Annotated in this window: 23 protein-coding genes and 1 other annotated feature; of the genes, 3 read left to right on the top strand and 20 right to left on the bottom strand. The window is 38.9% G+C overall.

The features are described 5' to 3' along the window. Positions 1–199: 199 nt before the first annotated feature. The 3 genes from MHI46_RS05740 to mecA form a co-directional block, all read right to left on the bottom strand. On the bottom strand, positions 200–1,360 hold the full coding sequence (locus tag MHI46_RS05740; RefSeq protein WP_260775849.1) for a competence protein CoiA family protein: 1,161 nt from the start codon (positions 1,358–1,360) through the stop codon (positions 200–202). A 162-nt stretch (positions 1,361–1,522) separates the two neighbouring features. After that, positions 1,523–3,043 carry a cardiolipin synthase gene (cls, locus tag MHI46_RS05735; protein ID WP_260775848.1) on the bottom strand — a complete coding sequence of 507 codons (1,521 nt, stop codon included), beginning with the start codon at positions 3,041–3,043 and terminating at the stop codon, positions 1,523–1,525. A gap of 86 nt (positions 3,044–3,129) precedes the next feature. Next, entirely contained in the window at positions 3,130–3,795 is a 666-nt protein-coding gene (gene mecA, locus MHI46_RS05730; protein ID WP_024425038.1) for an adaptor protein MecA, read from the bottom strand. A 264-nt stretch (positions 3,796–4,059) separates the two neighbouring features. Here mecA and MHI46_RS05725 point away from each other — a divergent pair, with 264 nt between their 5' ends. Further along, on the top strand, positions 4,060–4,725 hold the full coding sequence (locus MHI46_RS05725) for a TerC family protein (protein ID WP_064498301.1): 666 nt from the start codon (positions 4,060–4,062) through the stop codon (positions 4,723–4,725). A gap of 39 nt (positions 4,726–4,764) precedes the next feature. On the opposite strand, the gene spxA is transcribed toward MHI46_RS05725, so the two are convergent. The 8 genes from spxA to MHI46_RS05685 all read right to left on the bottom strand — a co-directional run bounded on the left by spxA (position 4,765) and on the right by MHI46_RS05685 (position 12,189). Next, a complete protein-coding gene (gene spxA / locus MHI46_RS05720) occupies positions 4,765–5,160 on the bottom strand; it encodes a transcriptional regulator SpxA (protein ID WP_003211421.1) in 396 nt (131 codons plus the stop codon). 193 nt (positions 5,161–5,353) lie between these two features. Continuing rightward, positions 5,354–5,932, bottom strand: coding sequence for a GNAT family N-acetyltransferase (locus MHI46_RS05715; protein ID WP_024425040.1), 579 nt, complete (start codon positions 5,930–5,932; stop codon positions 5,354–5,356). A gap of 137 nt (positions 5,933–6,069) precedes the next feature. Continuing rightward, positions 6,070–6,357 (bottom strand): hypothetical protein, encoded by a 288-nt coding sequence (locus tag MHI46_RS05710; protein WP_260775834.1) that lies wholly within the window; start codon positions 6,355–6,357, stop codon positions 6,070–6,072. 104 nt (positions 6,358–6,461) lie between these two features. Then, complete coding sequence (locus tag MHI46_RS05705; RefSeq protein ID WP_039177819.1) at positions 6,462–7,391, bottom strand: ATP-binding cassette domain-containing protein; 930 nt, start codon at positions 7,389–7,391, stop codon at positions 6,462–6,464. Continuing rightward, a complete protein-coding gene (locus tag MHI46_RS05700) occupies positions 7,384–8,445 on the bottom strand; it encodes an ABC transporter ATP-binding protein (protein ID WP_260775832.1) in 1,062 nt (353 codons plus the stop codon). The genes MHI46_RS05705 and MHI46_RS05700 overlap by 8 nt, the downstream gene beginning before the upstream one ends. Before the next feature lie 18 nt (positions 8,446–8,463). Then, positions 8,464–9,492 carry an oligopeptide ABC transporter permease gene (gene opp3C, locus MHI46_RS05695; protein ID WP_039183054.1) on the bottom strand — a complete coding sequence of 343 codons (1,029 nt, stop codon included), beginning with the start codon at positions 9,490–9,492 and terminating at the stop codon, positions 8,464–8,466. Continuing rightward, complete coding sequence (gene opp3b, locus MHI46_RS05690) at positions 9,492–10,421, bottom strand: oligopeptide ABC transporter permease (RefSeq protein WP_039177817.1); 930 nt, start codon at positions 10,419–10,421, stop codon at positions 9,492–9,494. Before opp3b ends, opp3C begins: the two co-directional genes overlap by 1 nt. 109 nt (positions 10,422–10,530) lie before the next feature. Beyond that, positions 10,531–12,189, bottom strand: a complete 1,659-nt coding sequence (locus MHI46_RS05685) for a peptide ABC transporter substrate-binding protein (protein WP_039177814.1) — start codon at positions 12,187–12,189, stop codon at positions 10,531–10,533. A gap of 449 nt (positions 12,190–12,638) precedes the next feature. On the opposite strand from MHI46_RS05685, the gene MHI46_RS05680 reads away from it, so the two are divergent. Both MHI46_RS05680 and trpS read left to right on the top strand, forming a co-directional pair. Beyond that, positions 12,639–12,902 (top strand): DUF3899 domain-containing protein, encoded by a 264-nt coding sequence (locus MHI46_RS05680; RefSeq protein ID WP_235354791.1) that lies wholly within the window; start codon positions 12,639–12,641, stop codon positions 12,900–12,902. Between the two features lie 44 nt (positions 12,903–12,946). Beyond that, positions 12,947–13,167 (top strand) — a binding site (T-box leader). A 53-nt stretch (positions 13,168–13,220) separates the two neighbouring features. Beyond that, positions 13,221–14,216 carry a tryptophan--tRNA ligase gene (gene trpS, locus MHI46_RS05675; RefSeq protein WP_047201793.1) on the top strand — a complete coding sequence of 332 codons (996 nt, stop codon included), beginning with the start codon at positions 13,221–13,223 and terminating at the stop codon, positions 14,214–14,216. 117 nt (positions 14,217–14,333) lie between these two features. Here the strand turns inward: trpS and MHI46_RS05670 are convergent, their stop codons facing one another. The 9 genes from MHI46_RS05670 to fabF form a co-directional block, all read right to left on the bottom strand. Continuing rightward, positions 14,334–15,392, bottom strand: coding sequence for a glycosyltransferase family A protein (locus MHI46_RS05670; RefSeq protein ID WP_251181119.1), 1,059 nt, complete (start codon positions 15,390–15,392; stop codon positions 14,334–14,336). A gap of 170 nt (positions 15,393–15,562) precedes the next feature. Next, positions 15,563–16,315 (bottom strand): YjbA family protein, encoded by a 753-nt coding sequence (locus MHI46_RS05665; protein ID WP_039177811.1) that lies wholly within the window; start codon positions 16,313–16,315, stop codon positions 15,563–15,565. Between the two features lie 157 nt (positions 16,316–16,472). Further along, on the bottom strand, positions 16,473–17,372 hold the full coding sequence (gene opp4C, locus MHI46_RS05660) for an oligopeptide ABC transporter permease (protein ID WP_080772319.1): 900 nt from the start codon (positions 17,370–17,372) through the stop codon (positions 16,473–16,475). A 33-nt stretch (positions 17,373–17,405) separates the two neighbouring features. After that, positions 17,406–18,356, bottom strand: a complete 951-nt coding sequence (locus tag MHI46_RS05655; RefSeq protein WP_034621771.1) for an ABC transporter permease — start codon at positions 18,354–18,356, stop codon at positions 17,406–17,408. A 215-nt stretch (positions 18,357–18,571) separates the two neighbouring features. Continuing rightward, positions 18,572–20,206, bottom strand: a complete 1,635-nt coding sequence (locus MHI46_RS05650; RefSeq protein ID WP_039177804.1) for a peptide-binding protein — start codon at positions 20,204–20,206, stop codon at positions 18,572–18,574. A gap of 85 nt (positions 20,207–20,291) precedes the next feature. Continuing rightward, the gene (locus MHI46_RS05645; protein WP_041089820.1) at positions 20,292–21,314 is read right to left on the bottom strand and encodes a dipeptide ABC transporter ATP-binding protein; all 1,023 of its coding nucleotides are present in this window, start codon (positions 21,312–21,314) and stop codon (positions 20,292–20,294) included. Continuing rightward, positions 21,311–22,291 carry an ABC transporter ATP-binding protein gene (locus MHI46_RS05640; RefSeq protein ID WP_039177799.1) on the bottom strand — a complete coding sequence of 327 codons (981 nt, stop codon included), beginning with the start codon at positions 22,289–22,291 and terminating at the stop codon, positions 21,311–21,313. Before MHI46_RS05640 ends, MHI46_RS05645 begins: the two co-directional genes overlap by 4 nt. Before the next feature lie 149 nt (positions 22,292–22,440). Next, the gene (locus MHI46_RS05635) at positions 22,441–23,244 is read right to left on the bottom strand and encodes a DUF2268 domain-containing protein (protein WP_047201787.1); all 804 of its coding nucleotides are present in this window, start codon (positions 23,242–23,244) and stop codon (positions 22,441–22,443) included. A 77-nt stretch (positions 23,245–23,321) separates the two neighbouring features. Then, a complete protein-coding gene (gene fabF / locus MHI46_RS05630) occupies positions 23,322–24,563 on the bottom strand; it encodes a beta-ketoacyl-ACP synthase II (RefSeq protein WP_039177794.1) in 1,242 nt (413 codons plus the stop codon). Positions 24,564–24,584: the final 21 nt, after the last annotated feature.

Below are 24,584 nucleotides of genomic sequence, written 5' to 3'. Positions count from 1 at the left end.
ATGAGTTGTGTTGAACCAACCTTTCGGAAAGTGAAAGAAATTGGTGTTGTATTTATCTTCTTTGTTTTGAACTATATTTGTCAAATCATATGCAGAAATAAATACCAAACAGACTAAAAAAATGAGAAAAAAGCGTTTCTTTCGATTCAATAGCAGCACCACCTTTTTCTTATCATGATCAAAGTGGTCATGAAACATGCTAATGAAATAAGAAAGCATCTCGTTTTAACACTTCATCTAGTGTTTGTATAGGCATTTGATTCGACGATACTTCATAATTACCCTCTTTCGTCATATGTAAAAACCCTTGTCTTACAAGCGCCTTTACATATACAGTGACCACCACTTTTATTTCTTCTCTTGACACATCACTATATCGGAGTTTCACTTCTTTCATCTGCACACACCGGTTGATTTCTTTCATCAGCTGTTGAATCGTTAGTCTTCCGCTTCCTTTTTTCCTCATCATCCAATCATAGAGGCAACCTTGCCAAACATATACGGGACTTGTAAAGATATACGCTTCTTGCACCGGGATAAATAATGCAGTCGGCAAAAAAGGGAATGCCGTTTGATGATGCTCATAAAAAATATCTCTCAAACGTTTGCTTTCATTTGATAAAATGCGAGGAGGACGCTGCCTAAATTGCTGTATACATTTAAGCCATTGTTGGTTTACTTGACACTTGCTTGAGCTCGCAGATAGGAGTGAAGGAATTTTGCTGTATGCGGAAGGTGGTCTGACAGTCATTGCCGCACATATTTTCGTTGGTTGAAACACGAGAAATTGATCAAGATGGATGAACCTATTTTGAAGCGGGCAGAAAAAAATCAACCGCCTTTTCTCTGATTCCCTTAAAATTCCCCAATGAATGGAGGAGAAAGAAAAAAGCTGGGCAGATTTTCGTTTCAAACGATTTGCCCCTATCATCCATATTGGAAAGAGACCTGCTTCACGGAGACCTGCTGTTCTTCTGCGCAGCTCCTGCCGGGAAATATTAGCACATTGAAATTCGATTGCATAGGTTTCATTTCCTATAGAGACGGTCACATCAGGACGCTGATGAACCTTTGACATATACTTTTCCAGCGCTGGTTTATGTCCAAGCCGCTTCAGCCAATTCATAATGGCTTCCTTTCCCGCCTGATGATAAGCCGTTTCGCCTGAGGCTAACGAACATGCTGTCAGCTGTTTATGCGCAAAATGATAGACACGATGCTCCCCTAGCTTTAATTGCACCTCCTCCCTACATTCAGGACAATAAAATTTGCACGTCGTTCTTACATGCTCCAGCCGGCTTTTCGATAGATGATGTGTAATTCGGATAAGCTTACCGTTATCCATCATTGCTGCATTCATTCAGTTCGCCCCTCGCTCTTTGATGCCCGTATTATAGCTTGTTCGTCTATAAGAAAGCGAAAAGGGAAAATGAATTTTCACCGTGTCAAAAAATGATTTTACTGATCATAACTTCCGTAAAATAAAAAATCCCCCTTATAGAAAAGAGGGAAAATACAATCTTTATAAAAGTGGTGATAATAATCTTGCAGTTGATTCAAACAGTCTGACCCTCAAAGGTCTCTTTGCGAACTCTTTTGACACAATTTCATGTGACTGCTCTAAATCACCTAAGAAATCGTTGACAAGCTTCTCTGTGCTTTTCGTTTTATAGAGGAAGGCATTCACTTCAAAGTTCAAATGAAAGCTTCTCATATCCATGTTTGCTGTTCCTATCGAAGCCAGCTCGCTATCCACAATAATAAATTTACTATGCATAAAGCCTTGATCATACTCGTACACCTTTGCCCCTGCGTCAAGAAGCTCAGGGAAGTATGAACGAGACGCATGGAACACAATCCGTTTATCTGGATTCTTTGGAGCAATAATCCGGACATCTACTCCGCTCAATGCGGCAATTTTCAATGCGGACAAAATATCATCATCCGGGACAAAATACGGTGAAGCGATCCAGATGGACTTTTTAGCGGAGATGATCATAGAGAAAAAGAGATTTTTAATGACCTCCCACTGCTTGTCAGGCCCGCCAGCAATCATTTGTACGCCTTCTGTTGTACTCTCAAGGTGACTGAAATCTTTGAAATAGTCCACACCTGAGCATCTTTCATTCGTCATATAATACCAATCCTGCATGAAAATCTGCTGGAGGTCACGAACAGCTTCGCCCTTAATCATCAGATGTGTATCACGCCAGAATCCATATTGTCTACTTCTGCCCATGTATTCGTCTCCGATATTAAGCCCGCCGACAAATCCCACTTCTCCATCAATGACAACAATTTTCCTATGATTTCGGAAGTTAATTTTATTATTTAAAAGGGGGAGCCTTACTGGTAAAAATGGAACGATCTGAACGCCAGCCTTTTCTAGGTCAGCAATATATTGACGAGAAAGCTTTAAGCTTCCTACATCGTCATATAAAAAGCGGACAATCACGCCATTTTTCGCTTTTTCAATTAGAATGTCCTTTAATTCTTGGCCAAGGTCATCGTGGCGGAGAATGTAATATTCTAAATGAATGTGATGTGTTGCTTTTTTGATCTCTTCAAAAATATGAGAGAATGTTTCTTCACCATTTGTTAAGACTTTAGAGGACGTGCGATATGTAATAGGAGTATGTCCAAGTCTGTGGGCCAGCTTAAATAAGAGCTGCTGATGATCACCCATATGCGTCATTTTTTCAATTGCTTCTCTATGAATACGTTCATCTTCCTGGATTAACTGCTCATCCAATACCGCTTTCTTTTCAAACAGCCGGCGCTTTTTGATATTGCGTCCAAAGAAAATGTAGAACAAAAAGCCGAATAACGGAAAGCTGCCCAGCAGGACAAGCCATGTAATCGTGTGAGACGGATTCCGGTTCTCCAAGAAAATAACAAATCCGATGAAAATAATCGATAAAGTAAATAGAACACTGACTGAACTTAATACACTTACCGCTAAATCACCGGCAATCAATTGGACGATTAAATAAGCACCTATCGTAATGATTAGAAAAAATAGAACTTTGACTAAATTTCTCATTTCATTTTCTCCTTGCCGATCTCTTTATTTACCTATTCATTCAGATAAAAAAGCCGATTCCTCTATAGAAATCGACTTTTTGTTAGTTACGAGAAGTGCTGTTGAATCGTTTCAAGGGCATTCCCTTCGATAATCAGCTGACCGTATTCTTTCAGTCTGTAGATGCTGACAACTGATTCATGAGCATATTCAAGCAAAATGCTGAGCTTATTCTCCACTTGCTCATCTGACAAATCCTCGTGGAAGTCAACATATAGATAATAACGGTTTTCAAACGAATATAAACTTGTGGTAAAATCCTGCATATTTAATTGAGAAAGTGCAATCAAATCTTCAAAATCATCCATTTTCAACACGAATTGAAGTTGAAGTTTTTTGTCCTTCTCATTATGGTCTTCTTGATCTTGCTCTTCTTTATGAAAATCATCAAGCAGTGCGTCTAAGCTTTCTTCATCTGTTTGATCTTTTTTATCTTCTGGAATCGGCAATTCGAGCTTTTGTCCATCTTTAGAAAGTTGGGCTTTTGTCACGACAATTTCAAGACCTTTGTCAAGTGCCTGTACTTGAATCCAAAGTGGTCCCTCTACTGCAAATTCTTCTTCTTCGTGCACTTCGTCCATTACTTCCCAAAACAGCTCTTCACTGCGCTCACGATTATACCAAATCTCTTCACGGTCAAATCCGCGATCTTCAATATCACCGTAGGAAATATAAAATTTGACTGTATGTTCATTTATTCTTTCGATTTCCATTTTGCCAACCTTCCCTTCTATATAAGATGTTGAAGGGACATACAAGCTCCCAATTAATAGTACTTTACTACACTTTACCCGTTCCGTCTACATGTTAACCGTTTAAAGAATTGAGGTATTGCTTCGTACTATCTATTTTATGATAAAACATGAATAAAAGAAATAAAAACGCATTTTTTGCAGAGAAAACTTGCAGAAACATATATTTGAATTGTCTTCATATATTGGTTGTACGAGCTCTATTTGGGACATGAGGTGAAATGGATGGAAACAGAGTGGATCGTATCCTTACTGATGATTATTGGCATAGACCTGATTTTAGGCGGAGATAATGCGCTCATCATTGCAATGGCCAGTCGAAATTTATCACATGATAAACGCAATAAAGCCATTTGGATTGGCACACTTTTAGCCGTGCTGATGAGAATTACAATGACTGGTGCCGCCGTTTATTTATTGACTATCCCTTATTTGCAGTTTATTGGCGGTCTTTTTCTCCTTTATATAGGATACAATCTGTTAATTGAACAAAAGAAGGAATCGATTCGGATTAAGAGCAGCGGCTCCCTTTGGCGTGCGGTGCAAACCATTGTGATTGCCGACCTCTTTATGTCACTTGATAATGTCATCGCAGTTGCAGGTGCTGCAAAAGGCAACATGCTTCTGACCGCTTTTGGCCTCATGATTTCTGTACCGATTATTATTTGGGGAAGCAAGCTGATTCATGCAGCTTTGACCAAATTTCCGTTTCTTTTATACGGAGGAAGTGCGCTGTTGGCCTTTACTGGCGGAGAAATGATTGTGCGTGATGTAAAATTGACTGAATTTATGTCACAGCATGCCACGCTTGAATTGTTGCTTCCGTTCTTAACCGTCATAGTGGTCATATTAGCCAGCCTCTTTTACGAACAAACGGCTGAAACCAAATAAAAAAAGCTGCCAAATGATCGGCAGCTTTTCGTGTTTATATTAGTTAGCAAGTCGCTGAGCTTCTCTAAGTTGGAATGTACGAACCGTTCTTGGCAAGAAACGTCTAATTTCATCTTCATTGTACCCAACTTGTAATCTTTTTTCATCCAAGATAATTGGACGACGTAAAAGACCTGGATGCTCATTGATTAGTTTATACAATTGTTGAAGCGGCATTGTCTCAACATTGACATTTAGTTTTTGGAATACTTTTGAACGTGTTGAGATAATTTCGTCTGTACCGTCTTCTGTCATTCGAAGAATTTCTTTGATTTCATCGATTGAAAGAGGCTCAGAAAAAATGTTTCTCTCTTGATATGGGATATTGTGCTCTTCTAACCACGCTCTTGCTTTTCTACATGATGTACAGCTTGGTGATGTGTATAATGTTACCATAAATCTTCACTCCTCAATTTGTAGAATGAATATTGATCTGTATTCTTAAATTAAAATTGTTCTAAATAAGTAATCTTTATAGTGATTATACTATAAAAAAGTAAGTGTGAACAGATTTTCTTGCAATTTTTGTGACAAAAACTAGACAATTTCATTCATTTTGTGGTGCTGCTTGATGTCAGAACATTCTCATTTAGTCGAGATGATCGAAAATATTTTTTTGCTTTCTATTTTCAATGATCTTCAATACATCATCCACATCCTCATACGATTGTCCATACCATTCTTCATCTTTATACGTATGGATTCGTTCATAGGTCTTCCTCATGGCTTCCATGATCTCTTCCTCATGATTTGTAAGAGGCGACCAATAAAGAATTTCCATTCGGTTCACTTCATTTGTTGCAAGTGACCTGCGTTTATAACCAATTGATTCTGCATGCTTGAAGTGCTCTCTTTGGTAAAACTTTAGGCGTTTTGCAGTATCTGCATCATCTTCATCTACAGGCTCGACTTCAAGCAAGATCGGTTTCTTTTTTTCCTTCAGTTTATGGATCAGCTTTGATCCGAGGCCTTCACCTCTTGCATCTTTGGAAACAAATAAATAATCAATAAAGATGAAAGAATCAAATTCGGCGTACATCATCACATGATGAGGTCCTTCCTCCTTATGATAAATATCACTTCTTTCCTTTAATAAAGCTTCCATATGCTCTTTTGACTTCATTTCTTCTATCGGGAAGTATTCACTGAGCTTTTCATACCAATTCATGGATCTGCTCCTTATGCTATAGTTAAGAACCACTTCCTTAGATATTCCCGATTTCCTGCTATTTAAACGCCTGTACTAGTAAGACGCAGCAAAGTCTTCAGTAGTTTCACTTTTTTTCAATTAACGTAAAAAAAGTTTTATAACGAACGATTCATGACGAGTTGAATACAGACAAACAAGATCAGTGTCATCGTGATTTGCAACATGATGAAATAAAGATATTTTACACGCCGTGCTTCTTGCTTCTGCCCCCTTGTCTTTCGGTTAAGCATATATTCCACTGAAAAAGACACAATCCCAATGAGCGCCATAAACACGAACATCCACTTGCCTCCGTTTGGTTTCCTGAAAAAAGACGTTGAAAATAGTATGAATACAATGAGAACATGAAGCAATGAATAACGATAGGTTTTCCAATTGGACATTTGATTTCCTCCGGTATTTGCTTGTACTTAACTAAAAATTACCATCAACTTGTTTTTTTGTAAAATAAAAAAAGAAGCACTGCATTAGCAGTGCTTCTCTCTTCTTATGATTGTTTCGCCTGAAGCTCTTTGAATTCTTCCTCTGTGCAGCTCACAAAGTGACCTGGCTTCACTTCACGGAACTCGGTGTTTGTTCCTTTGTGAACAGATGGATCATACTTGATTCGTTTACGGTTACGCTCATAATCAGGATCTGGAAGCGGAATCGCAGACAATAATGATTTTGTGTATGGGTGAAGCGGGTTTTCGTATAATTCATTCGCTGGTGCCAGCTCAACCAATTTTCCGAAATACATCACGCCGATACGATCGCTGATGTATTTTACCATGGACAGGTCATGGGCAATGAATAAGTACGTTAAACCTTTTTCCTCTTGAAGCTCTTTCAATAAGTTGACGACCTGCGCTTGGATCGACACGTCTAATGCAGAGATTGGTTCATCGGCGATGATGAAATCAGGCTCTACTGCTAATGCACGCGCAATTCCGATACGCTGTCTTTGACCGCCTGAGAATTCATGCGGGTATCTGTTCGCATGCTCTTTGTTCAATCCAACAGTTTCAAGTAATTGATACACACGCTCTTTACGCGCCTGTTTTGTTTTCGCAAGACCATGAATGTCGATGCCCTCTGCAATGATATCCTCAACTTTCATTCTTGGATTGAGAGAAGCATATGGATCCTGAAAAATCATTTGCATCTTACGATTAAATTGCTTAAGATCAGTGGTCGATTTTTTATCATGAACATTCTGTCCATTAAAAATAACCTCTCCACCTGTTGCATTATATAACCGAATAATGGTTCTGCCCGTAGTTGATTTTCCACAGCCAGACTCACCTACTAGCCCCAATGTTTCTCCTCTATATATGTCAAAACTAACATCATCAACAGCTTTTACTTCATTTGGTTTGCCCACATTAAAATATTGTTTAAGATTTTTCACTTGTAAAATAACATCTTTTTCACTCAATGTGATCCCCCCCTTTTTGCGCTTTAAATTGTAGCATCCTTTGCTTAATGGATTCAGGAGGTTCTACTTTAGGTGCATTTGGGTGTAATAGCCATGTCGCTGCATAATGCGTTTCTGACACTTGATATAAAGGCGGTTGCTGTTCAAAATCGATTTTCATTGCATATTGATTTCTAGCGGCAAATGGATCGCCTTTTGGAGGATTTAGCAAATCTGGGGGCGTTCCAGGAATTGCAAATAATTTCTCCTCTTTAGTATCCAGGCTTGGCATAGAACTTAATAAACCCCATGTATAAGGGTGTTTTGGATTATAGAAAATCTCATCAACTGTACCAATTTCAACAATTTGACCACCATACATTACCGCTACACGATCTGCTACATTCGCAACGACACCTAAATCATGCGTAATAAAGATAATTGATGTTTCAATTTTCTTTTGAAGGTCCTTCATCAGTTCTAAAATTTGTGCCTGAATGGTTACATCTAACGCTGTAGTTGGCTCATCTGCAATTAATATTTTCGGATTACAAGCAAGTGCAATTGCCACCACAACCCTTTGTCTCATCCCTCCAGAAAATTGATGAGGATATTGTTTAAATCTTTGTTCAGGATTTGGGATGCCTACAAGACTCAGTAATTCAAGCGCTCTTTTTTTAGCCTCTTCTTTACTAGCATTTTGATGTTTTAAGATCGGTTCTATAATTTGTTTGCCGATTGTCATTGTAGGATTCAACGATGTCATAGGATCTTGAAAGACCATTGCAATATCTTTTCCACGTATTTTTTGCATTTGCTTATCAGAAAGTTTTGTTAAGTCTTTATCTTGAAACAAAATCTCGCCTTTTTTCACTTCAGAGTTAGATTTAGGAAGCAGTCCCATGATTGATTTAGAAGTAACTGATTTTCCTGAACCTGATTCTCCTACAATGGCAAGTGTCTCACCTTTTTTCAGATCAAAATTCACACCTCTTATCGCCTTGACTTCACCAGCGAACGTGTGAAATGAGATATTTAAGTCATTTACTGTTAGAATGGTTTCTTGTTTATTCATCATCATCACCGTCCCGTACTAATCTTTCATTTTTGGATCAAGTGCATCTCTCACACCGTCGGCAACAAGGTTAAAGACGATCATGATAACACTAATGATAATTGCTGGATAAACCATCTGATATGGGAAAGCGATCATTGATTTAAATCCGTCTTCAATTAACGTCCCTAGTGAAGCTTGCGGCTCTTGGAGACCTAACCCAATAAAGCTTAAGAAAGCTTCGAAGAAAATTGCACTAGGAATGGTGAACATTGTATTAATAATCATCACACCTGTTAAGTTAGGCAACATGTGTTTAAAGATAATTTTAAAGTTGCTTAACCCCAAAGTTCTAGCGGCTAGTACATATTCCTGTTCTTTCAGCTTCATGACTTGGGCTCGTACAACCCTGGCCATACTGATCCACCCGGTAATACTTAGAGCAATAATAATTGGAATAATCCCTGGCTTTAAGACGAGAATCATTAATATGACAACGATCAAGTTTGGAATACCCATTAGAACCTCTAAAACACGTTGCATCGCATTATCAATTTTCCCGCCAAAATAACCTGAAATAGCACCATAAGCAACACCAATAATTAAATCGATCACAGCTGCAACAACAGCAATAAGCAGTGAGATTTGAGTTCCTTTCCACACCCGTGTAAATAGATCTCTCCCAAGATTATCTGTACCGAACCAGTAGTAATGATCAATTCCTTTTTGTTCATAAGGATTAACCACATCACCATTTTTCAGTGTTCTTTCTCCAGTAAATGGAAGAAAACTAACATGCTCTAATCCTTGGATTCGAGGTGGTAGGTTCGCTTCAGACGTTGTCTGAGTACTAAAATCTTTACCACTAATTAAAGGTCCGGCTATAGCCATCAATACAATTAAAAATAAAATCACCAAGCTCACAACCGCAGCTTTATTCTTTTTGATTCTAAGCCATGCATCTTGCCAATAATTTAGACTAGGTTTCTCAATTTTTTCAGCAGAAAATGTATCAACACCAGCGGGCTCAAATAGACTTTTATCAATATTTTCTTCTTGCTGTTTCATCATTTGTTACCCCCTGCTACACGAATTCTCGGATCGATGATTCCATACAGAATATCGACAATAAATACAACCACAACAAAAAGAACGGCGAATAAAATTGTTGTTCCCATAATAACTGGATAGTCATTTACAGTAATTGCTTTAACAAACTGCTCACCAATTCCAGGGATTGAGAAGATTTTTTCGATTACGAGAGATCCCGTCATTAAACTAACAGTTAATGGACCAAGAACTGTAACAACAGGGATTAAAGCATTTCTCATTGCATGTTTAAATGCTATTTCAAAATAGCCTGCCCCTTTTGCCTTTGCCAGCAAAATATAGTCTGTCTCAAGTACTTCAACCATTTCTGTTCGCATAAAACGTGCACAAATGGAAATAGGGAACATTGCTAATGCGATAGTAGGCAAGATTGTATACTCGAATCCATTCCAGAATTGGGTTGGTAATAATCCCAATTTCACCGCAATATAGTATTGAAGTAATCCCGCGAATACAAAACTCGGTATTGATTTACCGATAACAGCCAAGAAAGTAGCAGAGTAATCCACCCATGTGTTCTGCCTTAAAGCTCCAACTACTCCCAAGAAGATACCAACAATCGTTCCTATAATAATCGCTTGAAGGCCTAGGACAGCAGATGGTCCTACTCGGTATGAAAGAAGTTCTGTTACGGAGGTATTGTTGAATTGGAATGAAACTCCTAAATCCCCAGTGAATGTATTAATCAAGTAATGAAAGTATTGAACTGGGATAGGCTGATCTAGCCCATATTTTGCATTAAGTACAGCTTGTTGGGCTTCTGACAACTTTTGTGCATTAACAAAAGGAGAACCCGGAATGAGTTTCATTAAGAAAAAAGTGATTGAAACAATGATGAAGAGGGTAACGACCATGAAGCCAACCCGTCTAATTAAGTATTTCAGCATACTTGCACCTCCTGATAAAACTGACTTTTCTGTATATTTCGACATATTTCTTTCAGTGAAAAAGAGAGTATATTCAGAGAATACACTCTCTTTTCTATAAGATTGTTAATTATCCTTCAATTTTCATCCATTTGTAGCTGAATTCTGGACCAACCTTGTGAATGACAAACCCTTTAACTTTATTATTAATCAAATAGTTAGTTGCTCTCTGATAAATTGGTGAAAGTGCTGCGTCGTCTTGTAGTAATACTTTTTCAGCTTCTTGTAAAGCTTTCCAGCGTTCTTCAGGTTTAGCAGCTAATTTCCCAGATGCATCTTTTAACAGCTGATCATATTTCTTATCTGAGTATCCCATGTGGTTGTTTCCGCCACCAGTGATAAACAAGTCAGAGAATGTGATTGGATCAAGGTAATCAGGACCCCATCCAGCCATCTGTAGATCGTAATCCTCTTTCTTATCACGATCAATACGAGTAGCGAAAGGAACACTTTGAATATTGATATCTAAGCCAGGTAAAGTTTTCTCAAGCTGATCTTTAATGAAAGCTCCGATTGTTTTAGCTGTCTCAGAATCATCACCTAAGTAATTAAGCGTTACTTTAGAAGTTCCTAATTCTTTTAGACCTTTTTCGAAAAGTTTCTTAGCTTCGTCTTTGTTTGTTTCTAAGTATTTAGGCATTCCATCGCGGAAATCTTTTCCGTTTTCATCATGTACAAAGTCTTTTGGAATTTGATAGTATGCAGCAACAGAACCATTCTGCAATACATCTTTTACAAACGCTTCTTTGTCAATTGCTGTTGCAATTGCTCGACGAATGTTTTCATTCTTTAGAGATTTATTTCCTTGGTTCATTTTCAACCAGAACACAGTAGGCTCTAGTAATCTTTTCATTCGCTTATCACCTTCGTATTGAGAGATGATTGCAGGAGTTGATAATTTAGGTGTAATATCAGCTTCTCCAGCTTCGAATGCGTTAACGGCTGCCTGTGGATCTTTAGATACTTTAAAAGTAAGTTTTGTCATAGAGACGTTCTTTTTGTCCCAATATTCTTCATTCTTTTTGTATTCCCAAGTAGTTGCTTGTGGTCCATCCCAAGAAGAAAGTTCATATGGGCCATTGTATACAAGATTTTTTGCAGTCTTCGCATATTTATCGCCTTGTTCTTTAACGAACTTTTCATTCACTGGATAGAAAGTTGGGAATGAAAGTAGAGATTGGAAGTAAGGAATTGGTTTTTCAAGTGTAATTTGCAATTCTTTATCACTTACAGCTTTAATTCCTAGTTCGTCAGGCTTTGCTTTTTTGTTGTAGACCTTATCAGCATTTTTGATTTTACCAACCATCATATATGGGCCATACTCAGACTTTTGTTCTGGATCTAAAGCACGTTGCCAAGCATAAACGAAGTCTTGTGCTTTAACTGGATCACCATTAGACCATTTTGCATCTTTCAGTTTAATGTTATAAACTGTTTTATCTTTGTTAGCAACTGGTTCGCCATCCGCCATACCAGGTACTAATTCTTCTTTATCGTTGAATCGATACAAACCTTCAAAAACGTTATTCATCGTTGTGAAACTAATTGTATCACTTGCTTGGATTGTATCCATTGCAGGCATTTCCTGTGATTCTAAAATTGTAGCCTCTTGTTTTGAATCTTTGGATGCAGTGCCCTTGTCGCTACTTTGTTTACCTGAACATGCAGATACAAAAATAGTCAGCACCAATAAAAAAACTAAAAGCAGTGAAAATTTAGACTTTTTCATCTAGTTGTTGACCTCCCCTTCATAAATGAACTACAGGAACTATTATACTAGCAAATAAGTAATTGTGCATTCATTTTTTTAAGAAAATTTTCATATTTCGATTGTTTTTTAATAAATTTATTAAAAAATTGAAACAAATTGGGTATTTTCCTTTCATTTTGTGATCTTAAATACCTAATCAGAAGTAATCCTGTCTATACAATTGGCAATCTTCATGATTCATTGTAAACTAATATCAAGAATTTTGTTAAAACAACTGCTTAATTCCTTGTTTCGTTTTTCTTATATAGTGAAAGTCTTGAATTAAACGTTTTAATTGCTATTTTAGTACAGTAAAGTTTTAATGCGCAGGAGTGATTGTTATCAAATTTTTTATTCTTTTAATTAGTTCTAATTGCCTTGTATTCATTTTAAGTTTCATTTTTTATGGGCACATCTCTCTCTTAAACATGATTAACATCACTTTTTATTTAGCATCGGGCACTTTGCTAGTATGGTTATCGTTAATCACTTTAAAAAGTGGATTTTTTGATCAAACAGCTTACAGCTTTCGAAAGGTATTTGATTCAATAAATAAACAAAAGGGCACTATTGACGATGATTTAAACAAACATTTATCATCATCATTCCAAAGCAATTTTTCCTCTATGAAAATAATAGGCTTTAGCTTACTAATTGAAATGTTTATTTTGCTTTTCATTTATTATATATAGGCTTTGACATTTGAATTTTGCTTATTTATAATGGATTAAATTATACTGTTGCGATGAAAAAGAAGAGTACATATATTCACCATTTACAGAGAGTCTGCGGCCGGTGTGAGCAGATAATGGCATGTATGGAATGGGCTTTGGAGCAGCTAACCGAACACTTCTAAAAAAGTAAGTAGGCTTAGACGGAGCAGTCTCCGTTATCAACGTCTTGAGTGATTTCTATGTGAAATAACAAGGGTGGTACCACGGTTCATTCGTCCCTTTTCTGTTGAAAAGTGACGGGTGGGCCTTTTTATATTGAAGAAAAGAGGTTTTAGTATGACAAAGAAGACAATTTTTTCAGGCATTCAGCCGAGCGGTTCTGTCACATTAGGGAACTATATTGGAGCAATGAAGCAATTTGTCGATTTGCAGCATGACTATAATGGCTATTTTTGTGTCGTAGATCAGCATGCGATTACAGTGAGTCAGGACCGATTAGCTCTCCGCCAAAATATTAGAAGCTTAGCAGCTCTTTATTTAGCCGTTGGACTTGATCCAGAGAAGGCAACATTGTTTATCCAATCAGAGGTACCTGCTCACGCCCAGGCAGGATGGATGCTGCAATGTGTTGCTTATATTGGAGAATTAGAAAGAATGACCCAATTTAAGGACAAATCCGCTGGTAAGGAAGCCGTTGTTTCAGGCCTATTAACGTATCCCCCATTAATGGCAGGCGATATCTTATTATATGGTACTGATTTAGTCCCTGTTGGAGAAGACCAAAAGCAGCATCTTGAATTGACTAGAACGCTTGCTGAACGCTTTAACCGAAAATACAATGACATCTTCACTGTGCCTGAAGTGAAAATTCCAAAAGAAGGCGCTCGGATAATGTCTTTAACAGATCCAACGAAAAAAATGAGCAAATCCGATCCGAACCAAAAATCCTTCATTACCTTATTAGATGAACCAAAGCAGCTTGAAAAGAAAATCAAAAGTGCTGTGACGGATTCAGAAGGCATCGTCAAGTATGACAAAGAGAACAAGCCTGGAATTGCCAACTTGCTGACGATTTATTCTGTATTAGGCAACATATCGATTGCAGAGCTGGAGCAAAAGTACGAAGGCAAAGGATATGGTGAGTTTAAAGGAGATCTTGCGAACGTTGTCGTAGATGCTTTAAAACCAATTCAAGATCGTTACTATGAACTAATTGAATCACAAGAGCTTGATCGTATTCTAGACGAAGGTGCTGAAAAAGCAAACCGCGCAGCAAACAAAATGTTAAAAAAAATGGAGAATGCGATGGGTCTTGGCAGAAAACGCAAATAAAGTTTACTAAATCCAAAATTTATTTATCAACATAAATAAGATGATACAGATCTGAAATACAAACAGGTTGTTGTACTAAATTAGTACAACAACCTGTTTGCATAAAATATTTTCATTTTAAAGATTCAATTTTTTATTGATATCAGAAATTTGTTTTTGAATTTTTTGATTGTTAGCTTTTTGTTCTTCAAGTTGAACTGCTAATCTTGCTGCCAACGCATTTCCCTCTCTCAAGGCTCTTATTTTATTAAAAAAGATCATATTTAAAAACTTTTCAGCCTCAATAGGAAAATGATTATTCAATAAACTTTGATATAAATTTAACCACTCTTTTTGTTCTGCTAAAGGAGTTGATGGATTTAAATAATTATTTTTATTTCCAATTCCAAAATGCATGATTCTATTTATAAATCGAGCGGCACTCTTGTGTTTATATTCCATATCACCGTATGAACCACTATAAATTATGTCTAAAATTTCTTCATAATTCTTGAAAGTTCTCCTTTTATCTTGAACAGATGTAGTTAACCTATCTGATTCATGATTAACAACTATATAATAATCTTTATCGGCCAACACACTATGCTTCTCTGTATTGAATAGAAATTTCATCGTTACTAGCATATCTTCTCCAATTTTAATCGTCGGATCAAATAATAATTCTAAACGATTCCACTCAGACCTCTTAAACGCTTTTAATACAGACAATGCATAAATTAATTGGTTATCTACTAGATCAGCTTTAGGTAATGTTCCCTTTTCAGCAAATGCAACTGGTACTCCTTTCCCTCCTCCTTCTAACCCATATTTAGGGAAAACAATATCTGAGTCGTTACTTTTAGCGAAAGAGTAAACATTCTCAACCAAATCGGGTACTACATAATCATCTGAATCCACAAAGAAAATATACTCGCCTCTTGCTAATGATGCAGCTAGATTTCTAGGCTTACTAGCATTGCCAGAGTTCTCATCAAGTTTATGTATAAAACCATTAGTGAAACTATGCTTTGAGAAGATTGATTTAACTTTGTTAAATGTATTATCTGTAGAACAATCATCTACAACAATTATCTCATATTCATTTTTATCTATCGATTGATTTACTAAGGACTTTATACAGCGCTCAATTTTATCCTCTCTATTATATACAGGGACACAAAAACTTAATTTTATCACTTTGCCCAATCTCCTTATCCTATTCAAAATTGATATATAGTTATTATGTAGGAAATATATAATCTACTCAATACTTAATTCTAAAAATTTTAGAAATTATTTTACAAAAACCCTTTAATGAATCGCAAATATAAAAAAAAGCTTGCAGCACTACTCGCTGCAAGCTTTTTCTAATTTACTTTTGATTCGTTTTCCATTTCCCAAAGCTTTTCGAAAAATGGCTGTCCTTTAATCATTTTTTCACAGAAGGCTAAATGATTCTCTGACCACCCATCAATCGTTTCATTGTAAAGCATGTTCCAAATCTCTTCGAATGACATTCGTTTGATTTGGTTGTACATGCGCGGGTTCCATTCCGTATACCAATACGCAATCTCCGCCCTGTTTTGGAGTCCCTTTAATTGATCGAGCGCCATAAACATCAGCTGCTTCAGCTGTCTTTCTTTTCTCGTTAATCCACTGATATGCTGCGGCGGCAGTGATAGAATGTGGTACTCCTTCGTCGATTCAAGACTGTCCTTAGAGAATTCATATTCTTCTGCTTTCACATCTTTCACCATTTCATAAACCAATTGCTCCTGCCTTGGGATCAAGCGGCTTTTTCTCACAGGAATGGAATACCCAATCGTATCCACGGCAATGATTCGTATGCCGTCTGTGACTACAAAGCAATACTCTAATTTACGGCGCTCATGATTTTTTCGAATATATGATTTCTCAAATACAGACTCTAGCAGCGTCTTTGGCAGCTCTGAAAGATCATTCTCTATGTAATCAAACAAAGGACTCTGCACCTTAAGTAAAGGCACTTGATCTAACAGCTCAACGCTGTCCTCCTTACGCCACTCATGAAAATGACACACATTGTAGCCATTTTCTTCCCCTTCAAACCAATTCACCCATACGTCATGAAGAAATAACATAACCAATCCCTCACTTTATAAAAACTGTTGTCCACAGTATGGGCAAGGGATAGAGAAATTATTCCAACTTTATCAAAACTTCAAGCTGGATGAATGACGGCTTCGTATCTTTATTTCATTCAGGAAACGGAGAGTGCACGCAGAGCCCCTTTAAACCTTACTTCAGCTTTTTAGGATCAAGCGCATCTCTCAGCCCATCTCCTAAAAAATTAAAGCATAAAACAGTCAGCAAAATGAGTAAGCCTGGGAAAAGCGGGTACCACCACGCTTGCACCATAATCGAGAAATTTTGTGCATCTTGCAGCATGTTGCCCCAGCTTGCCGTTGGCGGCTGAATACCAAAGCCAAGGTAGCTGAGCGTTGATTCAGCTAAAATGACAGAGCCTACTTTTAATGTAGCTGACACAATAATAGGACCGATACAGTTCGGTAAAATATGCGAAAAGATGATGACATGATTTTTCGTTCCAATGGTTCTTGCCGCGAGTACGAATTCTCTTGTTCGAAGTGATAAGAATTCACTGCGAATGAGCCTGGCGGTTGTTGTCCAGCCTGTCAAAGCAAAGATTAAAATTAATTTATCAATGCCCGGTTTGAAAATGGTGACGAGCGTGATCAATAGAAAAATGTCTGGAATCGACAACACGACATCCACAAACCTCATTAACAAGGAATCAACAAACCCTTTGAAATACCCCGCGACCGCGCCAACGACAGTTCCAATAGTGATTGCACCAACCACCGAGACGAAACCGACCAATAAAGAAACGCGCGCGCCATATAGTACCCTTGAGAAAATATCGCGGCCAAACTTGTCTGTACCCATAAAATGCTCAGCACTTGGCGGCTGGAGCCGCTTCAATAAATCTTGATGCTCTGGTGCATATGGAGCGATCACTGGAGCAAAAATGGCAGAAAAAATAATGACCAATAAGATCACGGAGCCGGCAACTGCCAATTTATTTTTGAAAAATTTCTCGCAAAATAAACGCAGCATTGTCTCTGGCTTTGGCGGAAGGCCCTCCTTTAATTTGATATCAACAGGAGGTGTTCCCATATTAGGCTGTGCCAATTGTACTTCAGCTCCCTTCTAATATTCAATACGCGGATCAACGATCGCATATAAAATATCCGCTATTAAATTTCCCACCACCACGAGCACTGCGGAAATAACGGTCATCGCCATAATGACCGGATAATCTCTCGAAAAGGCAGAATCAATGAACAGCTTTCCAAGTCCAGGCCAGGTGAAGATTTGTTCCACCACGACTGCGCCGCCAATAAAGGATGGTATCATCAATCCGAAAATCGTTATGACAGGCATAAGACCGTTTCGTAAACCATGTTTAAAAATAACTTTGTTTTCTCTAAAGCCTTTCGCTCTTGCGGTGCGAATGTAATCCTGCCTCATGACATCAAGCATACTCGACCTTGTGTACCGGGTCAGCCCTGCCATATCAGCCGTTGCTAAAACAAAGGCAGGTAAAATAATGTGATGGAGCCGATCAAACACATTAAAATCAGCATTCAAGGTAGAGACTCCGCCAGTCGGGAACCACCCTAGGTTCACGGATAAAACCATAATGAGGATGAGACCAAACCAAAAGTTTGGAATAGCCAGTCCGATAAAAGATGTAACCGTAATCCCATAGTCAAGCTTTGTATACGGACGTTTTGCTGAAAGAACACCAAATGGGATGGCAATCAGCAGGGCAACTAATGTAGAAAAGATCATGAGGATGAGGGTATTTGGCAGCCGGGCAAAAATCAAATCAGCCACGGGCGTTCCCTTTTTGACAATGGATGTGCCAAAGTCACCTTGAAGCATATTGCCAAGCCATTTCATATATTGCACATATTCAGGATCATTCAAGCCGTACTTATCAATAAAGGCTTCCCGGTCTGCCGCACTAATGGTAGGGTCCATCATGAGTGACATCGGATCGCCTGGTGCTGCTTTCATAATGGCAAAGGACAAAATGGTAATCCCTAATAAAATAGGAATAGAGAGCAATGTCCTTCTAATGATATATGTAACCATATGCACAACTCCTTTTTCATCGGATCGCCATTCTGTGAAAAAAAGGCTAAAATGAAGTTATTTTAGCCCTTTGTCTTCTTTTCAGCGTGATATAACCCCCCTTGAATTCTCGTGCTGAAGCAGAGCGCGATTAGCACCACGCTAAGACCGGACACCAAATGCAAGGGATTGTTCTCACGGTGAAAGGGAGAATCCTCCCCCTCTTCACTATCAGCCTACTGTTCAAGCCACCATTTTTCGATTTTGTAATACTCATCTTTCGGGTGGTAAGAATAGCCTTGAAGATTAGATGGCATAGCGCGATGTGAGTTAGCATAATAAAGGAACGTATACGGCTGATCCTCTGCGATCAATTTATAAATTTTTTCATATGCCTTTGAATAATCTTTTCGATCGCTTAATTTTTTTGCATCGACTAACAGCTTATCGACCTCTTTATTTTTATACCAGATGTTATTTAAGCCTTTTTCTGACTGGCTTGAGTGGAAGATGCTAAATTGATCAGGGAATGTCGCAAGGCTCCAGCCGAGCAGCAGTGCATCATAATCCCATTTAGGCGGTGTCGTCTGCTCAATGAGTGCACTGAATTCCACAATTTGCGGCTTCGCTTCCACACCAATTTCTTTGAGCTGCTGCTGGACAACGACAGCGATATCTTCACGAACTTTATTTCCTTGGTTGGTCTTTATGACAAAGGAGAATTTCTTGCCATCCTTATCAAGATAGCCGTCTCCATCTGTATCCTCCCATCCCTCTTCTTTCAGCATCTTTTTGGCTTTTTCTTGATCAAATTCAAATACTGGAACACTTTCATCCTTTGGATAGTTCCAGGACAGCGGACTTTCTGGAATGTTAGCTACTTTGCCGTCTCCATCTAGCACTTGGTCAACAATTGTTTGACGATCAATGGCATGCGTCAGCGCTTGGCGGACCTTTTTACTCTTAAAAAGTTCATTTTTCTGGTTCCAGCCAATGTATGAATAATTCAGGCCTAGGTCAGATTCAATTTTAATGTTGCTGACTTTTTCAGCTGTTTGCAGCTCCGCTCCTGGTACAGCAAAGAAATCAATATCGCCTGCTGACAGCTGAGCAATGGCTGCATTTTGGTCAGGAATCGTTTTAATCGTGACGGTATCAAGGTATGGACGTCCATCCCAATAATCGTCAAAGGCTTCTAGTTTGACGTAGTCTCCTTCTTTCCACTCTGCAAATTTAAATGGACCAGAACCGATTGGTTTTTTTCGGTTAAATTCGTTTTCACCGAGATCCTTTATAGGCACATCACCTAAAATATGCTTAGGTAAAATGCCGTAGCTTCCTAATGTGACATTATAAAAATAGGGATCTTTTTTATTAAGCTTAAATTCGATCGAGTAGTCCCCTGTCTTTTTAACAGACTCTAATACTTCAAAGCCTGATCCGCGCTCCCCATTGTAGTCCTTATTGATTGGAATGCTGTATGTAAACACAACATCATCAGCAGTCAGTTCTTCACCATCATGAAACTTCACACCTTTTTTAATGGTGACATCAAACTGCTTGCCGTCATCCGATTCTTTAATATCCTCTGCCAGCGATAGCTGAGGGTTCAGCTTTCCGTCTGTTTGAAGTAAGAAGCTGTAGATTCTTTCTTCAATATCAGAGCTTGCCACATCTGTAGAATACAGAGAGTTAAATAATGTTGGCTCTGCAATTGAACCGATGACAAGATCTCCGCCTTGTACCGGTTTACCAGTGGATTTCTTTTCACTGTCTCCAGATGTTTTATTTCCACCAGAACAAGCAGCTAGGATTAATGTAAAAATCAGCAGTAAACTGACCAAAATGGACTTTCTATTTCTAACTTTCATAGACAATTCCCCCTATTCTTTTTTAAAAATCATGACAGAATCCTGTTTCATCCCCCCTCTCAAAGATGAGATCATACAAGCTTGATCAAGCGTTGTAGAGGTGGCAGGCAACAAAGTGGTTCGTTTTTAACTCCTGAAATGCTGGTACTTTTTCTTTACAGATTTCTTTCGCATGCGGGCATCTTGTGTGAAAGACGCAGCCTTTTGGCGGATTTGCAGGACTCGGCAGGTCGCCTTGCAGCATAATGCGTTCTCTTTTCACCTGCCCTTTTTTACGGGTGACAGGAACGGAAGAAAGCAGAGCCTGTGTATATGGATGGAGCGGTTCATCGTACAGACTATGTTTATCGGCAAGCTCCATCATTTTGCCGAGATACATGACGCCGACTCTATCGCTAATATGCCTGACCACACTTAAATCGTGAGAGATAAATAGATAGGTAAGGTCAAATTCCTCCTGAAGCTCCTCCATTAGATTAATGACCTGCGCCTGAATGGATACATCAAGTGCCGATACAGGCTCATCTGCGATGATCATGTCGGGATTCATGGCAAGCGCACGAGCGATGCCGATTCGCTGCCTCTGCCCGCCTGAAAATTCATGGGGATAGCGGTTCGCAAAGCTTGGATGAAGACCTACCTTTGATAAAAGCTGTTCTACTTTTTCATTTCTTTCTTTTAAGGAATATAAGTGATGTGTTTTGTAGGGTTCTTTGATGATGCTTCGAAGTGTTTTTCTAGGGTTGAGTGATGCAAAGGGATCTTGAAAAACCATTTGGATGTTTTTTCGTGTAGATTGTCTTAGCTTTGATTCTGATACGCGCGTGATGTCTTGCCCTTTAAAAAAGATTTGACCGTCAGTTGGTTCATATAGACGAATCATTGTCCGTCCTAATGTGGATTTACCGCATCCTGACTCCCCGACAATACCTAACGTTTCACCTTTATAAATCTTCAAGTCTATGCCGTCAACAGCTTTTACTGCACCGACTTTTTTCTGAAAGACACCCGCTTTAATCGGAAAATGTTTTCGAATCTGTTTCAGTTCAAGAATCGTTTCTTTCTCTGGTAATTCCGTTATTTGTGTTTGATTTTGAGCAAGGGTCATGTTTGATCTGCCTCCTCATATAAGAAACATCTGACGCTTCTGCCATCTTCAAATGTTCTCAGCTTAGGCAGTTCACCCAGGCAGCGTTCCTTCACTTGCGGACATCTAGGAGCAAAGCGGCAGCCGGCTGGAAGCTGATCTGGCGCAGGAACATTTCCTTTGATGGCTGTTAACGGCTGGATGTCTCCGTCAATGACAGGAATTGATTCAAGCAGCCCTTCTGTGTAAGGATGAAGCGGCTGTTCAAACAACTCTTCCACGGTTCCATTTTCAACAACCTGTCCGCAGTACATGACAATCACTCGATCTGCTACTTCAGACACGACACCTAAATCATGTGTGATAAGAAGAATAGAAGTACCAAAGGTAGAGCATAAATCTTTCATTAATGTGAGTACCTGTGCTTGAATGGTCACATCCAGGGCAGTTGTCGGTTCATCTGCAATGAGAAGCTTCGGATCACAGCTGAGCGCTATGGCAATCATTACTCTTTGCCGCATGCCGCCTGATAATCGATGCGGATAATCTTTCATGATTTGCTCCGGACGGGAAAAACCAACAAGCTTCAGCAGATCAACCGCTTTTTTGACCGCTTCTTTTTTTGAAAATTTTTTGTGATAGATGAGGATTTCTGTTATTTGTTCTCCGATGGTTAAGACGGGATTAAGTGAGGTCATGGGTTCCTGAAAGATCATAGATACTTCATTACCGCGGATGCTGCATAATTCCTTTTCACTATATGTAACAAGGTCCTTTCCATCAAGTTTGATAGAACCGTCCATAATTTTCCCACCAGTTCCATGAATCAGACCCATAATGGATAAGGACGTAATGCTTTTGCCAGATCCAGACTCACCGACTAATGCGACAGTTTCTCCTCTGTTGATGCTGAAATCAACGCCATCAACAGCAGGTATCGGTTCCTTTTTTCGAAAAAAATATGTTTTTAAGTTTTGCACTTCAAGCAGCGTGCTCATTCATTCGCCCCTTTCTCCATAGATCAATAGAATTGAACCTGAATATTCCGTCTTTTTAAAATAAAAAGAATTATTTGTATATTATTACATCGCTATGACGAAATCAAGAAGTATTTAGTAAATTTGTAATATGTCTCTTTTTATGTGAATTACTCACTTTTTGATTCTATCGCTTTTAAAAAAGTTTCTGACGGCTCTGCAATCATAGACTCCTCGCTGATTCGGTGCTCATTAAAATATTTTTTCACGATATAAAACCCGGTGGCGTAACCAAGCATTTTAGGGTAGTTCCCTTTTCCATAAAGAAGATTCTGTATCAGCCTTTCGTCGTCCTGGACTTTTTGATTAAGATGACTGGATACCCATTTCTTGTACATGCGCTGAAGCTGGGATTCGCTATAGAAGGTGGTCCATTTCGCTGTATAGCTTTCTCCATATCTATGATACACAGCATATTCAGCGAGCCCCTCCATCATGATTGTATCGAGGAATGTAAAGTCTTTTTCTTCTTTTGAGAGAAAATGCAGCCTGCATACATGGTGATATTCGTGAGTCAGCAATGTACCGATTCGCTCCTTCGGGGTATTTGGAGACAAAAAGAGAAAGACCTTGTCATCAAAGGCCATACCGGATTGATAATAAAATTGCTCTCTGATTTCTCTGCTGCTCTCGTTGACAGGTAAAATAAATACGGGAATGTCAGGACCTTCCCACTCTTTTTGAAGCGTTTGGTATTCTTTCATGACAAGCTTGAAGTACCCTTTTTCTTTGAGCTTGTCGATCATGTTTTTACACGAGCTCCAAGACCGAACCATCCCGTGATGCTGCAGGTGAGCGAGGATAGACGACCATTCTTTTTCCTCTGCCCCTTTAAAATAAGGAACAAAGCGCGCCGCAAGCTCCTGAAATGATGATGATTGATGAATGAGATATTGTGTATTGATCAGACCCATACCGCTGAACACCTCCATTTTCATCATATGCAAAAAAGCGGCGATCTGTTTATCGACCGCCGCTTTCTCAGGAAGTATTACGCTTCGTATTTTTTGAAAATAATTGTCGCATTATGCCCGCCAAAACCAAGTGAGTTACTTAAAGCAACTTGTACTTCTTTTGAACGTGCTTCATTTGCTACATAATCAAGATCACATTCTTCATCCGGTGTTTCAAGATTAATGGTCGGAGGAATGACGCTGTCTTTAATCGCAAGAACAGAGAAAATAGCTTCTACTCCGCCTGCTGCGCCAAGTAAGTGACCTGTCATTGATTTTGTTGAACTGATTGCAAGCTGGTTCGCATGCTCTCCGAACACTTCTTTAATCGCCATTGTTTCAAATTTATCATTGTAAGGTGTGCTTGTTCCGTGGGCATTGATATAATCAATGTCTTCCACAGACAAACCTGCATCTCGAATCGCTTCTTGCATTGCACGGACGCCGCCTTCACCGTTTGGAGCTGGCGCCGTAATATGGTAGGCATCTCCAGTTGAACCATAACCAACGATTTCAGCATAAATGGTCGCACCACGTTTTAACGCATGCTCAAGTTCTTCAAGAACAATAATCCCTGCACCTTCACCCATGACAAATCCGTCACGGTTTTTGTCGAACGGACGGCTTGCTGTCTTTGGATCAGGATTTGTCGAAAGGGCTTTGTTCGCACAGAAACCTGCAAACGACATTTTTGTTAACGGCGCTTCTGTTCCGCCTGTGATCATTGCATCTGCATCTCCGCGCTGAATGACTTTAAATGCATCACCAATTGAGTTTGTACCTGTTGCACATGCTGTCACTGTACAAGAGTTAACTCCTTTTGCGCCAAGTGCAATAGAGATTTGGCCTGTCGCCATATCAGGAATCATCATTGGGACGAAGAATGGACTGACGCGTCTTGCCCCTTTATTTGAATACACTTCGAACTGCTCTTCAAATGTTTCAAGTCCGCCAATACCAGACCCAACCCATACACCAACACGCGGTGCGATTTCATCTGTGATTTCAAGACGTGAATCTTCGAGCGCCTTTTGAGCAGCAACGACTGCATATTGTGTGAAGCGTGCCATTTTTCGCGCTTCTTTTTTCTCCATGTAATCTTCAATGTTAAAATCTTTTAGTTCTGCTGCTACTTTTGCGGTATATTCACTTGAATCGACACGTGTAATCGGTCCAACCCCTGATACACCCGCTAAAGCATTTTTCCATGTTGACTCTACATCGTTGCCAAGTGGTGTCAAAGCACCTAATCCTGTAACAACTACTCGTTTCTTATCCATTAATTTGTGCACCCCACTCTT

The sequence above is a fragment of the Bacillus sp. FSL K6-1000 genome, from assembly GCF_038630785.1.
Taxonomy (GTDB): Bacteria; Bacillota; Bacilli; order Bacillales; family Bacillaceae; genus Bacillus; species Bacillus safensis.
The sequence above is the reverse complement of the archived record's forward strand: the minus strand, read 5'-3'. Positions and strand labels throughout refer to the sequence as shown.